This window comes from Cupriavidus sp. WGlv3 (genome assembly GCF_023952475.1).
In the GTDB taxonomy this organism is placed as follows: Bacteria; Pseudomonadota; Gammaproteobacteria; order Burkholderiales; family Burkholderiaceae; genus Cupriavidus; species Cupriavidus phytorum.
Genome location: NZ_JALHRX010000017.1, coordinates 12,724 through 27,332, shown reverse-complemented (window position 1 = coordinate 27,332; position 14,609 = coordinate 12,724). Strand labels below are relative to the sequence as shown.

The window sequence follows — 14,609 nt, the reverse complement described above, 5'->3', positions numbered from 1 at the left end:
TGGCCGCCGCGCGGCCCTGTCATTGCCCGCTGGCTGGCTGTCAACCACGAGACGAGTATAGGGACGATGCCGGAGTTGCTTTGACGGATTGTGCGGCCCGTATCGGCAGCGAATCCTGTTGTCAGGAGGGGAACAGCAGTTCCTTCGATGGCCTGAAATCTTCGTCGACCCGCGCCCTCCGCCAAAATGCAGAGCGGCCGGCAAGGCCGGCCGCTCTGGCGCGCTGACAAGGAAGATCTTCGCGGGTTCAGAGGCTCAGTCCAGCTGGCCCTGGCACACGTATTTGATATGCATGTACTCGTCGAGGCCGTGGCGCGAGCCTTCGCGCCCGTATCCGGAATCCTTGACGCCGCCGAACGGCGCGGCTTCGGCGGCCAGCGCTCCTTCGTTGACGCCGACAATGCCGGTTTCCAGTGCATCTGCCAGGCGCCAGATCCGCCGTACGTCGTTCGAGTAGAAATACGCGGCGAGCCCGAACGGCGTGGCATTGGCCGCCTCGACCACATCGGCCTCGGTATCGAAGCGGGTCACGGGCGCCACGGGACCGAAGGTTTCCTCGCAAGAGCATTGCATGGAAGCATCCGCATTCACAAGCACGGTCGGCGCGTAGTAATTCGGGCCGGTGCACTGCGCGTTGCGAACGCGCTGGCCGCCGACCACCACGCGGGCCCCGCGGCTGAGCGCGTCCTGCACATGGCGTTCGATCTTGTCCACCGCGCGCGCGTTGATCATCGGGCCGATCTGCGCCGCCGGGTCGGTCGCGGGACCAACGACCAGCGCACCGACGCGGGCGGCAAGTTTGTCGACAAAGGCATCGTGGACCTTGTCCTGGACATAGATCCGGTTAGGGGACACGCAGGTCTGTCCACCATTGCGGAACTTGGCGGCCATCAGACCGTCGACGGCAGCGTCCAGATCCGCATCGTCGAACACAATGAACGGCGCGTTGCCGCCAAGCTCCAGCGACAGCTTTTTCAGCGTACCGGCGGAACGGCGTGCCAGGTGCTTGCCGACCGGCGTCGAGCCGGTAAAGGTAATCTTGCGCACGCGTGCATCATCCAGCCACACATCGACGACTTCGGCAGCCCGATCGCGCGAGGCCGTGACGATGTTCAATACGCCCGGCGGCACGCCTGCCTCCTGGGCAAGCTTTACCAGGGCGAGGGAGGTCAGCGGGGTATCTTCCGCCGGCTTGCAGACGACCGTGCAGCCGGCAGCCAGCGCAGGGGCGATCTTGCGCGCGATCATTGCTGCAGGGAAATTCCACGGCGTGATCGCGGCGATGACGCCAACCGGCTCGCGCAGCGCCAGCATGCGGCGCCCCTGCACCGGCGCCGCGATCACGTCGCCATCCGCGCGCGTGGCTTCTTCCGCGAACCATTCGATATAGCTGGCCGCGTACAGAACCTCGCCCTTGGCTTCCGCCAGCGGCTTGCCTTGCTCGCTGGAGATCAGCCGGCCAAGGTCTTCCTGGTGGCTGACCACAAGATCGTTCCAGCGCTTGATGATCTGCGCGCGCTGTTTGGCCGGGGTCTTGCGCCATGCGGGGAATGCGGCGTGGGCGGCGTCGACGGCGCGCAGCGCGTCGGCAGCGCCGCTATCCGGCGCGGTCGCGAAGGCTTCTTCGGTGGCGGGGTCCACCACGGCCACGGTGCGGTCATCGGCCGCACTGCACCATTCGCCGCCGACAAAGTTGCGGCCCGGGAGCAAGTGTTGGTTCAGGGACAAAGGCATGAAAAGAAATCTCCGTGAGGAAGAGTCAAGCGGCACTGCGCACGCCTTGTGCCGCGCGCGCGCCTTCGATATGCAGGTCGACTTCGTCGATCCAGCCGCGGCGCAGCTCCGGTACGGAGCGGGCGAGCAGCGTGAAATACGGATGATGCGGTCCGCGTTCGTAGTCGTCGTGCGCGACCTGCGTGACCTTGCGGCCGTGCTGCATCACCACGATCTCGTCGCAGATGGCGCGCACGGTATGCAGGTCGTGGCTGATGAACAGATACGAGACGCCCAGCTCCTTGCGCAGTTCTGCCATCAGGTCAAGGATCGCCGCACCGACCACGGTGTCCAGTGCGGAGGTAATCTCATCGCAAAGGATCAGTTCGGGGTCGGCCGCCAGGGCGCGCGCCAGGTTCACCCGCTGCTTTTGCCCGCCCGACAGGCCGCCCGGCAGGCGTTGGGCCACGCCGGACGGCAGGCGCACCAGATCAAGCAGCTGACGAATGCGGGCGCGTTGGGCTTCGCCACGCAGTCCATGGAAGAACTGCAACGGACGCGCGAGGATATCCTCGATCGTGCGAGCCGGATTGAGCGCGGTATCGGCCATCTGGAACACGATCTGGATACGCCGCAGCTCTTCGCGGCTGCGCTGCGCGACGGTCGGCTTCAGCGGATGGCCGTTGAACACGATGCTGCCATGGCATGGGGCGACCAGCCCGGCAACGGCACGCGCGAGCGTGGTCTTGCCGGAGCCGGACTCGCCGATGACGCCGATTGCTTGTCCACGGTACAGCTTCAGATCCACGCCCTCAAGGATCTTCGAGGCGGGTTGGCCGTGCGAGTCCAGCTCGCCATAGCCGGCCGACAGGTCGCGGACCTCGAGAAGCAGGGGACTCTTGTCCGGATCAACGGGTGCCCCGGGGCGCTCGGCGGGCTTGGCGGCCGCGAGCAGGCAACGGGTGTAGTCGTCCGCCGGCTGGTACAGGATCTGGTCGGTGTCGCCCAGTTCGCGCATCTTGCCGTCGCGGAGCACCAGGATATGGTCCGCGACCTGGGCCACCACGGCGAGGTCGTGGCTGACATAGACCGCGGTGGTACGGCGTTCCTGCACGGCGCGGCGGAATACCCGCAGCACTTCCACCTGCGTGGTGACGTCCAGCGCAGTGGTCGGCTCGTCGAGGATCACAAGGTCTGGATCGGTGATCAGCGCCATCGCGGCCATCAGCCGCTGCAGCTGGCCGCCGGATACCTGGTGCGGATAACGCTCACCGATGGATTCCGGATCCGGCAGTGCCAGTTCCCGGAACAGCGCCACGGCTTTCTCTTCGGCAGCGGCGCGGTCCATGAGGCGATGGATCAACGCCGGCTCGACTACCTGGTCCATGATGGTGCGCGAGGGGTTGAACGACGCTGCCGCACTTTGCGCAATGTAGGTGATCTCGCGCCCGCGCAACCGGCGTTGATCGCCCGCCGGCAGGCGCAGCACGTCATGGTGTCCGACCCGGATGTCGCCGGAAATCTCGCAGCCGTGGCGTGCGTAGCCCATCAGAGCCAGCGCGGTGGTAGTCTTGCCGGAGCCGGACTCGCCGATCAGGGCGAGCACCTTGCCAGGCTCGATTTCAAAGTCGACGCGGTCGACCAGCGTCGCGGGCCCGGCGGTAATGCGGAGGTTGCTGACCTTTACAGACGTGCCCATTACTTGACTCCATTGCGTGCCGAGCGACCCGGCAGGTTGTCGATGACGAGGTTGACCGCAAGGGTCAGGCTGGCAATGGCCAGAGCCGGCGCCACCACGGCCATGCTGCCGTCGGACAGCGCGCCGATGTTCTCGCGTACCAGCGAACCCCAATCGGCATCGGGAGGCTGGATGCCCAGGCCAAGGAAGCTCAGGCTGGCGAGCAGCAGCACGACGTAGACGAAGCGCAGACCCAGGTCGGCCAGCATCGGGCCGATGATGTTGGGCAGAATCTCCTGGCGCATGATGTAGGCCGTGCCTTCACCGCGGGTGCGGGCGACGGTCACGTAATCCATGGCATTGATGTTTACCGCCAGCGAACGGGCAATGCGATAGGCGCCCGGAACGTAGATGATCGCTGCCGTGACGGCAAGCATCCAGACCGACGAGCCAAACGCCGCGACCATGATCAGCGCGAACATCTTGCTTGGAATCGCCGTGAGCGTATCGAGGCCGCGGCTCATGCAGGCATCGATCCAGCGGCCGCTGACTGTTGCCAGCAATGCCAGCGTAATGCCGATGCCGCTAGCGCACAGCGTGGATACCAGCGCCACGCAGACGGTATAGCGCGCCCCCAGGATCACCCGGGTCAGCATATCCCGGCCCAGGTAATCGGTACCCAGCCAGTGCTGCGCGCTGATCGGCCCGAAGACCTGGATCTCGCCAGTGGGCGAGCCGTCGGCGCTGATCAGGATCGGCCCAAGCACGGCGGCAAGCAGCCAGCCAAGCAGAATCAGGCAGCCGATCCAGGCGGTGAAGCCCATGCGGGGCAGGCGCAAACGTCGACAGCTCTTGCCGACGGCGCTCGCTGCGGCGGTGGCTTGCGTATTGGAAGTGATGGACATGAGTAGCGGCTCCAGCATGCGTTCAGGGCATCAACGATGACGCAGACGCGGGTTAGCGACGATGCCGCATACATCGGCAAGCGTGACGAGAGTCAGAAACGCGGCGCAGAAAATCATGGCGCAAACCTGGACAACAGGCATGTCGCGCTGGGCAACGCTGTCCACCATCAGCTTGGCGATGCCCGGATAGTTGAAAATGGTCTCGACGATGATGACGCCGCCAAGCAGGTAGGAAAGGCTCAGGGCAACCGCATTGGCGATCGGACCAATGGCGTTCGGCAGCGCATGGAACAGCACCATGCGGGTGGGGGAGGCGCCTTTGAGCCGCACCATTTCGATGTACGGCGCATTGAGCTGATCGATCACGGCGGCCCGCGTCATGCGCAGCATTTGCGCAACGATCACGCAGCAGAGGGTCAGCACCGGCATGGCCAGGGAACGCAGCACCTTGTCCCAGGGTTCGTTGTTGCCGATATAAGCGAGGGCAGGCAGCCAGCGAAGCTGCACCGCGAACAGCAAGACCGCGAGAGTGGCGATCAGGAATTCCGGCACGGACACCACGGCCACGGCGCCCAGGCTGACGCTGCGGTCGAACCAGGTGCCGCGGTAGACCGCCGCCAGGATGCCAAGACCCAGCGCCACCGGGACCGAGATCAGTGCGGTCAGCCCTGCCAGCAGCAGCGAATTCGGCAGACGGCTGCCGATGGCTTCCGAAACGGGCATGCGCGTGACGAGGGACTCGCCGGCATTGCCGGTGACCATGCCGCCCAGCCATTGGGCGTAGCGGACGGGCGCTGGCGCGTCGAGCCCCATCTGTGTGCGCAGCGCCGCCAGCGCTTCAGGCGTGGCGTCCTGGCCGAGTTGCTCCTGGGCGGCATCGCCGGGTAATACCGCGGTGATCGCGAAGACGATGGCCGAGACGGCCAGCAATGAGATCAGCGCCAGTCCGACGCGCCGCGCCAGCAGGCGCAGGATGAACAGGTTCACGGTGTCTCCTTTCATGGTTGATATTTATTGCTGCAAGCGACGGTGCCGCGGACTGTGCAGCCGGATCTGGCGGTACCGCGCACCGGCTTCAAGCTCGTGCGTGATACCTCGTGCCCCGGGGCCGCGGCCCGGCGCAGACATCGCTCAATGCGGGCTCTGGTTGCTCAAAGTTCCGTGAACGGTGTCTTGCCAGACATGGCGCCAAATGCGATGGGGCCGCTGCAATGCAGGCTTCATCGTGGGGCTCGACAGCGGCCGCGCTGCCTATAAGGTGTCGGGTCGGCTTGCTTGCGCGCTACGTTGCATCTCCCTGACATTGAAGCATGTGCGACCAAAGGCTTTGTGGGGTATTCCGCGTGCTGGCAGTCAAAGCTGCGGTTTCCTGCGGGCGGTTTGGCATTGCGTGCCACGTGCACTTCCGATGGGCATGTGCACCGCAGCATTCTTCGGGAATACCCTAGCAGCGGTGCGTCATTGGTGCATGGTCGACGCAGCAACTTTTTCCTATCCGGAACTGGTGGTTCATCGCATGATCTACGCTACCAATTCGTCCGGCGACACCCATACCGCAATGAACTCCGCCAAGCATCCTCTGCATGCCACCGAACTGCTACCCGTGATTCGACCGATGGTCCTGGCAGACTTGCCTGTCGCGCTTTCTCTTTCTGAAGGGGAGCGGTGGCCGCATCGTCCCAGCGACTGGAAGACGCTGTTCTCCATGGGCGAGGGGCGCGTAGCCGAAGTCGACGGCACCGTGGTGGGCGTAGGCATGCGCTGGCTCTGGGGCGAGCGTGCTGCTACGGTTGGCCTCGTCGTCGTGAACCCCGATTTCCGCGAGCGCGGCATCGGACGCAAGTTGCTGGAAGCATTGTCTGCGGGTCTGGATCGACGCACCGTGCTGCTTCACGCCGCCGGCACCATTCACCGCTTCTACGGAAGCATGGGCTTCGAACGGATCGGCGAAATTCGCCAGTACGAGGGCAAGGCATTACAGCCACCCTTGATGGCGCTGCCTGAAGGCAGTCGTCTGCGCCCGGGCGGTCGCAATGACATGCAACTGCTGGTCGGGATGGACGAGCGCGCAGGAGGCGCGGTCCGCGAGAGATTGATCCAGACCTGGCTGCGCCATGCCATCGCCACCGTGGTGCTCGACCATCCCGACGGCCCAAGAGGCTTTGCGATCCTGCGGCGCTTCGGTCGCGGTGCGACCATCGGCCCCGTGGTCGCCCCTTGCCCCACGGCGGCCAAGGCAATGATTGCGCACCTGGCGGGACTGGTTACCGGGCGCATGCTGCGTCTGGACGTACAAGCTCATGGGGAACTCGAGGACTGGCTTCCCGGGCTAGGCCTGGCGCGCGTCGCGGATGCAACCGTTCTGCGCCGGGGCACCCCTCTTGCTCCCGCCGATCCGCTGCTTTCATTCGCGCTCGCCGATAAGGCTATCGGGTAATGTGGCGAACGAAGAAGTATCCAGGCGATCACTTTTTTGCGCCACGCAAACACTGCGCTTGACGTATAGCCAATGGCTTGGCGACCCGCGACGTTGCCGCCGGGAAAAATCTCGCTCGGCGCTCTCCGGGTGCGCCCCGGTTGCCCTGAGCGGGGCATATGAAGACAATGTGACTCAGTCATCCTGCCTTGAAAGATCATGTCCGCCCCTATCAAACTTGACCGGCTTGACCTCCGCATCCTCGCCCAGTTGCAAAAGAACGGACGCATGACCAATGTGGACCTTGCCGACGCCGTCGGGCTCTCCGCCAGTCCTTGCCTGATACGGGTCAAGCGCCTGGAGCAGGCCGGCTATATCGGCGGATATAGCGCGCAAATCCGCATGGACAAGCTTGGCGACATTCTTACGGTGTTCACCGAGATTACCCTGGAGGACCACCATCGCGAAGACTTCGCGCGCTTTGAAAAGGCAGTGTATGCGATCGACGAGATCGTCGAATGCCATCTTGTCAGCGGTGGCTATGACTACTTGCTCAAGTTCATCACCCGCGGTGTCAACCATTACCAGGAGCTGATGGAAAGCCTGCTGGAGCGCAATATCGGCATTGAAAAGTACTTCAGCTTTATCGTCATCAAGTCCCCGTTCATCAAGACTCACTATCCGATCGAACGGTTGTTCCCGCTGGCAACCTGAGATACCGGGATTCGGGAAGTATGAGCGGCGCCGGCAGATGCGGTTTTCATCGCCGTTTGAAACTGCCGAGGTGTCATGCCGCACTGGCTTTTCAGGCAGCGCGTCAAGTGGCTCTGATCATAGAATCCGCACTCGTGCGCCGCCAATGCCGGAGCGTGGCCCTGCCCAAGCAGACACTGCGCGCGATGAATGCGCTTCAGGTAGATGTAGCGATGCGGGGTTACCCCCAGCGTCAGCCGAAATACGGTGACGAAGCGTCCGACACTCAACCGGGATAGCTGTGCCAGCAAAGGCAGCCGCAACGGTTCGCCCAGGTGACGATGGATGTACTTTAGCGCAGCGTCGAGACGGGGATGAGCGTGTTCGTCTAAAAAAAAGGCGTCGGCGTGCATCAGGCAGGAGGCAAGGTAAGGATCGTGCCATCCAGCATAAGAGCACCGTCGCCGCGCAAGACGCTGATTTTGACGCCAGCGCCAAGAGCAAATTGCGAACTGTATTGCCGGAAACGCAGAAACTGCGGTACCGGCGAGTCTGGCCGGCGTGCGCGGAGTCTGCCAGCGGGGATGATTCCGATGGCGGAAGGGCGCCGTTCCGGAACGCCAAAGGAATTGAAAGCTAGACCCTATGCAAAAAATCATGTCACAACATTTGCGTTCCTTGCTATTCGTGCCGGCTGATAGTGAAAGAAAACTCACCGCCTCACTCAAGGCCGGTGCCGATGGCCTGGTGTTTGATCTGGAAGATGCTGTCCCGGAGCATGGGAAAGACGAGGCCCGCCTGAAGCTGGCAGGCTTTCTTGCCGAGCATCGTCTTTCGATAGACGCCCAAGTGCTGGTGCGGGTCAATGGGCTGGCATCCGGGCATATTCTTCACGATCTGGCTGCCGTGTTGCCGTATCAACCCGATGCGATCGTGCTGCCAAAGTGCCGGGGGGTCGAAGATGTCCATCGTCTCTGCGATTTTCTTGCCGCGCTCGAGCATGTGTTGCTCAAAGGTGCATGGGAGACGGGCATTGTCGCCATGGCCACGGAATCATCGGAAGGTGTGTTTGGCCTGTCTTCGTACCGAAATGCGCCGATGCGTCTGCGCGCCTTGATGTGGGGCGTCGAGGACCTGGCGGCCGATCTGGGCATTCGCTCGTCCCATCAGGGAAGGGAGCTTACCTCGCCATTCTCGGTGGCACGAACGATGTGTCTGTTAGCCGCAGCGCAGGCCGGTATAGATGCCATCGATGCGGTCAGTACAAACCTGTCGCACAACTTCGAGATCGGTCACGAGGCGGCCCTTGCCCGGCGCGATGGCTTTGCCGCCAAGGCGGCAGCCCATCCGTCCCATATTGCCGCGATCAATGAAGCTTTCATGCCTCATGCGGAAGAAATACAGTGGGCGAGACAAGTCATCGAAGCATTTTCCAGAGTCGGAGCCTCCGGCGTTGCCAGGCTTGGCAATGCGATGATTGACCGCCCGCATCTGCGTTTGGCCCATCGCATTCTTTGTCGAGCGGAGGGAGCAGACTGATTTGCCGCGACTTGGCCTTGCCGGCATTCGTATCGCGTGGCCGAGATCAAGCCGATGAACGAGGAAGCGTATCGACCGGCATCGCCCGGAACAGGGTGAGGCTTGACTAACTCGATGCGGGCGGCCAGAAGATGCGCATCCTGCACGCCATTCACCCGCTCGGCACGGCATGCTGGCGGCGTGTCATAAAACAGCAGCTTCGTGATGATCGGCGGTGCGTTTCGCGACAAGCGCATGGCGACTCTATGTTGCAATGACAGTGACCGGAAAGTTCACTCATTCGCTACCTCAGCGAGACATAGACGCGCCACTGCCATGAAACTCAATACGTACTGGATCGCTTTCCCAGTCGCGTGCACGTCCCCCGACCTGGATCATTCCATGCATCGGAAGGGCTTGTGCAAAGGACGGCTCTGATGAAACACGCCATCATCGAGCGCCTGACCAGCGCGGGTCATCTGGATCGTATCTTCATCGACGGCGCGTGGGTTCGCCCTGCAGGGCAAGCCCGGGCGGCCGTCACCGACCCGTCGACCGAAGATGTGGTTGCAGAGATCGCCTTGGGCAACAGGCAAGACGTCGCCGCTGCCGTTGCCGCTGCCAGAGCCGCCTTTGCCGGGTGGTCCGTCAGCTCCGTACAGAGCCGGACGGCTCTCCTCGATCGTGTGCACCAGCTCATACTCGAGCGGTCCGAGGTCTTCGCCGAGGCAATCTCGCTGGAGATGGGCGCTGCCATCAGCGTGGCGCGCAGTGCGCAGGTGCCGGCCGGGGCAGCGCACATCCGGGTGGCCCGCGACGTCATGAGCCGTTATCCCTTTGTCTCGCATCGAGACGGCATCACGATCGCGCGTGAAGCCATCGGCGTGTGTGGCCTGATCACGCCATGGAACTGGCCGCTATATCAGATCACCGCGAAGGTAGGCCCTGCGCTGGCAGCCGGATGCACCGTCGTGCTGAAGCCGAGCGAGCTGTCGCCCTTCAGCGCCTTGCTGTTCGCGCAGGTGATGCAGGACGCGGGCACTCCTGCGGGCGTGTTCAACCTCGTGAACGGGGAAGGACCGGAGGTCGGTGCCGCGCTGGCGGAGCATCCGGACGTGGACATGATTTCGATCACGGGCTCAACCCGGGCAGGTGTTCTCGTCGCGCAGGCGGCGGCCGTCACGGTCAAGCGGGTAGCGCAGGAATTGGGTGGCAAGTCTCCCAACGTCATCCTCCCGGATGCGGAACTCGCGCGAGCCGTGCCGGGGGGGGTGGCGGCGGCCTTCCGCAACGTAGGCCAATCCTGCAGCGCACCGACGCGCATGATCGTGCCGCGCGAGCGCCTGGCCGAAGTCGAGCAGATCGCTTGCGAGGCGGTTGCCCGCCTTGTGGTCGGCGACCCGCGCTCAGTACAAACCACGCACGGCCCGGTGGCGAACCGCGCGCAGTTCAAGCGCGTGCAGGAAATGATCGGCGCCGGCATTGCCGAAGGCGCGCGCCTCGTCTGCGGCGGCCCCGGTCGGCCGCCCGGCCTGGAGCGCGGGTTCTACGTACGGCCAACGATCTTCTCGGACGTGCATCCAAAAATGCGCATCGCTCAGGAAGAAATCTTCGGGCCGGTGCTTTCGATCATTGGCTACGACAGCGTCGACGAGGCCGTGGCGATTGCCAACGACACCATTTTCGGTCTGGGCGCCCATGTACAGGGGCGGGATCTCGACGCGGCGCGAGCCGTGGCTGCGCGGATCCGCGCCGGCCAGGTGCATATCAACTATCCGGCATGGAATGCACACGCTCCCTTCGGCGGGTATAAGCACTCGGGGAATGGTCGCGAATTCGGATTGGAAGGCCTGGAAGAGTATCTCGAAACGAAGGCCATCCTTGAGCACGGCGAGGAATAACCAGCATGCAGGCCGCCATGATGTTGCCGGACGGCGGAGCGCAGAGCGTGTCGCCGGGTTCAACTACAAAACGTGCAGGACAAATAATGCGAGGAGATCCATCCATGTCCCAGCCCTTGCGTCTCATCGAGAGTACCTCATCCCTGCCGACCCATGCCGACGTCGTGGTGATCGGCGGTGGCATCATCGGCGTTTTTGCTGCGTACTACCTGGCCCGGCGCGGCCTTTCGGTTACCGTAGTGGAAAAGGGCCGCATCGGCGCCGAACAATCGAGCCGCAACTGGGGCTGGTGCCGCCAGCAGAACCGTGACGCGCGTGAATTGCCGATGGCTTCCAAAAGCCTCGAACTGTGGGAACGGTTCGCCCAGGACACTGGCGAGGACACGGGCTTCCACAGGTGTGGTTTGCTTTACCTCAGCAACGACGAAGACGAGATTGCACGCTGGGCCAGATGGCGAGACTTCGCCAGAACTGCCGGCGTGACAACCCACATGTTGAGCGGCAGTGAGGCCAGCGAACGGGGTCGGGATACCGGCCGCGCATGGAAGGGTGGCGTGTTCTCGCCCAGCGACGGTACCGCCGATCCAGCCAAGGCGGCTCCGTCGGTGGCTGCCGCGCTCATGAAGCTCGGCGGCACCGTGCTGCAGAATTGCGCCGCGCGGGGCATCGAGCTCGAGGGCGGCCGCGTCAGCGGCGTCGTCACCGAAGCCGGAACCATCAAAACCCGCGTCGCGGTGTACGCCGGCGGCGCGTGGGCGTCTTCGTTCTGCCGCCAACTGGGCATTCGCTTTCCCCAGGCTACCGTTCGCCAGTCCATCGTGCGGGTGTCCGGCGTGGCCGCGCATCTGCCTGACGCGCTGCACACCGCGCGCGTGTCCATCACCCGCCGCAGCGATGGCAGCTACAACCTTGCCATCAGCGGGCGCGGACGCGTGGACCCGACGGCGCAACTGATGCGCTTCGCGCCGCAGTTCCTGCCCATGTTTGCCAAGCGCTGGCGTAACGTGTTTCCAGGCGGAATGGAGGGTATCCGCGCAGGCCACGAAACACTCGCGCGGTGGCGACTGGATGCACCGACCCCCATGGAGCGGATGCGGATACTCGACCCCAAGGCCGACGCAGGGGCTGTCAGGCAAACCTATCGTCGTGCGGTCGAACTGATGCCTGCACTGGGACAGACCGGCATCGCCAATGCCTGGGCCGGGTTTGTGGACAACACGCCTGACGGTGTGCCCGGGATCGGCGAAGTGCCGGAAATCCCCGGTTTCATCCTGGCGGCGGGCTTCTCCGGGCATGGGTTCGGCATCGGCCCTGGCGCAGGCCACTTGATCGCCGACCTGGTGACCGGTGACAAGCCGATCTTCGATCCTGCCCCGTACAACCCGGCGCGCTTCAAGCACTCGGCCTGGGGCAAAGTGGCCGACTTCTGACGGTGCACTCGGTGTTTCGACTCCAAGGCCAGGACAGTGAACTGGCGCGGCTGAGGTTCGCTCAGCCATTCCTCAATGCCTGCGTGGCAGGCATGCGGATGACCATGGCGCTGCGCCTGGCCAATCGGTTCACCCCCCGGGTTGGCGAACGAGCGCAGCGCTAGTAGCCATGACGCGTTACGTGTTCGGCAGTAAGGTAATCGATTCACTGGAGCGAGAATCGCGCGCAGCAACCGCTGCGCGCCTGCATTGGCACGTGCACCTCAATCGAGCCGATAACCCGCCCCCAGCAGCCGCTCCAGACGCTGGGACAGTGCCATCGCGGCGGTTCGCGCAAAACCCTGCACCGACAGCACGTGACGTCGGTAGATGACGCGGTGCACCAGCGTTGCCAGCACGCCCTGTACCTGCCAGCCGTCGCCGGCGCCGGGCGCGAGCAGATGGCACAGCGCCATGTCGTCCGCCAACGAGATGACCGAACCCCGATCGCGAAACGTGAACCCGGCTACGGACTTGCCGGCGAGCACGCGTGGCAAGGCCCTGGCCAGGTAAATGGCCTGCTGATGCGCGACCTGTGCTCGCGTGGGAAGCTCTGCTTGTTCCCCAGCCGGGCGGAAGCTCGCGCAATCACCCAGGGCATAAATATGCTCGTCCTCCAGGCTCTGGAGCGTATCTCGCACCCGAACGCGCCCGTTGCGGGTGACCTGCAGGCCGATGTTCGACAGCACAGGCGCTACGGTGACGCCGGCGGTCCATACTGTCACGTCCGCGGCAATGGAGGCCGCGCCCGCGATATGCAGGCAGTCGGAGCGGACCTCGGTGACGCGCGTGTTCAGCAGGATCTCGATACCCTGCGCCTGCAGCTCGGCGGTGGTCCTGTCGGCGAGGCGACGATCCATGCCCGGCAGGATGTTTCCGGAAGCTTCGACAAGCCGTACATCGGTGCCGTGGTCCGGATCGAGGGAATGGACGCCATACTGGCTCAGCACACGCGACATCTGCCTCACCTGGGCAGCCAGTTGCACTCCGGTCGCTCCCGCACCGACGATGGCGACGCTGGCCCGCGCCGGTCGGTCGGCCGCTGTGGCCTGCGACGACACGCGGCGCAGCGCGTCTACGATCCGGGTCCGCGCATGCTCAGCACCCGCCACGCTGTCCAGCGCCAGCGCGTGCTCGCTCGCCCCCGGGACACCAAAATACTGTGTGGTCCCGCCGATCGCCAACACCAGGGTGTCGTAGGCCAGCGTTGTCGCTTGCATGTCGCCATCGCTTCCGGATGCCGTGATCTCGAGCGTGCGGTTGTCGCGATCCAGCGAGGTGAACTCGCCTTGCACGAAGCGGAAACCGTAGCGGCGCGCCTGGAGGGCGAAGGACGTATGGTGGATGTACGGTTCGAGCTTTCCCGTGGCGACTTCGTGCAGCAGGGGCTTCCACAGGTGTGTCCGATAGCGGTCCACCAGGACAATGTTGGCCAGTCCGCGCTTGCCCAGTTGCTTGCCCAGCCGGGCCGCCAGCTGAAGGCCGGCGGTTCCGCCGCCGATAATGACGATCGTCTTCATTCCATCCCTCTCTATGCGTTGGTGGTGCCACGCCGGCTCATGCCGGGGCGGTCAATGTCCCCAGGCGCGTGTAGCGCGACGGCTGGCCCAGTGCGCCTTGCGTGAAGCGCATCTCGATGTCGTCGAACGATGGCCACGACGCCGCGGGCGCGTCGGAAAGGAAGATTGCTCCATCGTCCTGCCGGCTGGCCATGCCGTGGTGCAGCCGCATCAGCGGCATGCCAAGCGCGGCCGCGGCGCAGGCCTCGCCGGCATTTGCAGCGATGAGCAACGCGCGGTCGGCAGGCACGTCGACGGCATGGAGCACCAGCCGCAGCAGGTCAGCGGGACCCTCGCCGCGGCCCAGCGAATCCGCCGTGGCGGTCACGGTAAAGCGATCGGTACGGGCCGGCTGGTCATAGCGGTCGAGCAGGGCGCTCAGCATGCGGGACGACATCATCGTCACGATGGCAAGCCTGGCTCCGGCTTGCTCGGCTTCGCGCATCAGCTGCTCGGTTTGCCGGCGCACGGATAGTTTCGCCCCCGTGCCTGCCTGCACGAACGCCTCCTGATACGCCGCGCTGAAGTCTGCGCCAATTGCGCCGGCAGGCGCCGCTTCCGCCCGGGCCTCGGTGGCCGCTGCCAAGCCGGCTGCATGTTGCGCCTTGGTCTGGAACAGTACATGGTCGGCGGAAACAATCAGCAATTCGATCGACATGGTGGACTCCTGGATGGTTTGGCGGAACGCGAAAAGGGTAGGGGGATCAGGTCTTGACGTTTGCACTGTACGCGGGAAAACTCATATTGAATAATTGAT

At 64.1% G+C, this 14,609-nt stretch carries 12 protein-coding genes; 5 read left to right on the top strand and 7 right to left on the bottom strand.

All coding sequences use genetic code 11. The features are described 5' to 3' along the window. Positions 1-255: 255 nt before the first annotated feature. From MKD38_RS23480 to MKD38_RS23465, 4 genes are read right to left on the bottom strand one after another with little or no spacing between them, the layout of a single operon-like run. Positions 256-1,734 (bottom strand): NAD-dependent succinate-semialdehyde dehydrogenase, encoded by a 1,479-nt coding sequence (locus MKD38_RS23480; RefSeq protein WP_252680545.1) that lies wholly within the window; start codon positions 1,732-1,734, stop codon positions 256-258. A 25-nt stretch (positions 1,735-1,759) separates the two neighbouring features. Continuing rightward, positions 1,760-3,412: an ABC transporter ATP-binding protein gene (locus tag MKD38_RS23475; RefSeq protein WP_252680544.1), complete on the bottom strand. Its 1,653-nt coding sequence runs from the start codon at positions 3,410-3,412 to the stop codon at positions 1,760-1,762. Beyond that, a complete protein-coding gene (locus MKD38_RS23470; protein WP_252680542.1) occupies positions 3,412-4,296 on the bottom strand; it encodes an ABC transporter permease in 885 nt (294 codons plus the stop codon). Before MKD38_RS23470 ends, MKD38_RS23475 begins: the two co-directional genes overlap by 1 nt. A gap of 30 nt (positions 4,297-4,326) precedes the next feature. Further along, the gene (locus tag MKD38_RS23465) at positions 4,327-5,283 is read right to left on the bottom strand and encodes an ABC transporter permease (RefSeq protein ID WP_252680540.1); all 957 of its coding nucleotides are present in this window, start codon (positions 5,281-5,283) and stop codon (positions 4,327-4,329) included. A 481-nt stretch (positions 5,284-5,764) separates the two neighbouring features. Between MKD38_RS23465 and MKD38_RS23460 the strand changes: the two genes are divergently transcribed. Continuing rightward, positions 5,765-6,733, top strand: a complete 969-nt coding sequence (locus MKD38_RS23460) for a GNAT family N-acetyltransferase (RefSeq protein WP_371925735.1) — start codon at positions 5,765-5,767, stop codon at positions 6,731-6,733. Positions 6,734-6,931: 198 nt separating this feature from the next. Continuing rightward, a complete protein-coding gene (locus MKD38_RS23455) occupies positions 6,932-7,426 on the top strand; it encodes an Lrp/AsnC family transcriptional regulator (protein ID WP_111519868.1) in 495 nt (164 codons plus the stop codon). On the opposite strand, the gene MKD38_RS23450 is transcribed toward MKD38_RS23455, so the two are convergent. Continuing rightward, positions 7,390-7,818 carry an AraC family transcriptional regulator gene (locus tag MKD38_RS23450; RefSeq protein WP_252680538.1) on the bottom strand — a complete coding sequence of 143 codons (429 nt, stop codon included), beginning with the start codon at positions 7,816-7,818 and terminating at the stop codon, positions 7,390-7,392. The genes MKD38_RS23455 and MKD38_RS23450 overlap by 37 nt on opposite strands. Positions 7,819-8,050: 232 nt before the next feature. On the opposite strand from MKD38_RS23450, the gene MKD38_RS23445 reads away from it, so the two are divergent. The 3 genes from MKD38_RS23445 to MKD38_RS23435 all read left to right on the top strand — a co-directional run bounded on the left by MKD38_RS23445 (position 8,051) and on the right by MKD38_RS23435 (position 12,254). Then, positions 8,051-8,944, top strand: coding sequence for an HpcH/HpaI aldolase/citrate lyase family protein (locus MKD38_RS23445; protein WP_252680536.1), 894 nt, complete (start codon positions 8,051-8,053; stop codon positions 8,942-8,944). A gap of 416 nt (positions 8,945-9,360) precedes the next feature. Further along, positions 9,361-10,824: an aldehyde dehydrogenase family protein gene (locus tag MKD38_RS23440; RefSeq protein WP_252680535.1), complete on the top strand. Its 1,464-nt coding sequence runs from the start codon at positions 9,361-9,363 to the stop codon at positions 10,822-10,824. A 104-nt stretch (positions 10,825-10,928) separates the two neighbouring features. Then, entirely contained in the window at positions 10,929-12,254 is a 1,326-nt protein-coding gene (locus MKD38_RS23435) for an NAD(P)/FAD-dependent oxidoreductase (protein WP_252680533.1), read from the top strand. A 263-nt stretch (positions 12,255-12,517) separates the two neighbouring features. Here MKD38_RS23435 and MKD38_RS23430 read toward each other — a convergent pair whose 3' ends face one another. Together MKD38_RS23430 and MKD38_RS23425 are read right to left on the bottom strand one after the other, a co-directional pair. Continuing rightward, on the bottom strand, positions 12,518-13,813 hold the full coding sequence (locus MKD38_RS23430; protein WP_252680531.1) for an NAD(P)/FAD-dependent oxidoreductase: 1,296 nt from the start codon (positions 13,811-13,813) through the stop codon (positions 12,518-12,520). Between the two features lie 37 nt (positions 13,814-13,850). After that, positions 13,851-14,510, bottom strand: coding sequence for an HAD family hydrolase (locus tag MKD38_RS23425; protein ID WP_252680529.1), 660 nt, complete (start codon positions 14,508-14,510; stop codon positions 13,851-13,853). Positions 14,511-14,609 lie beyond the last annotated feature (99 nt).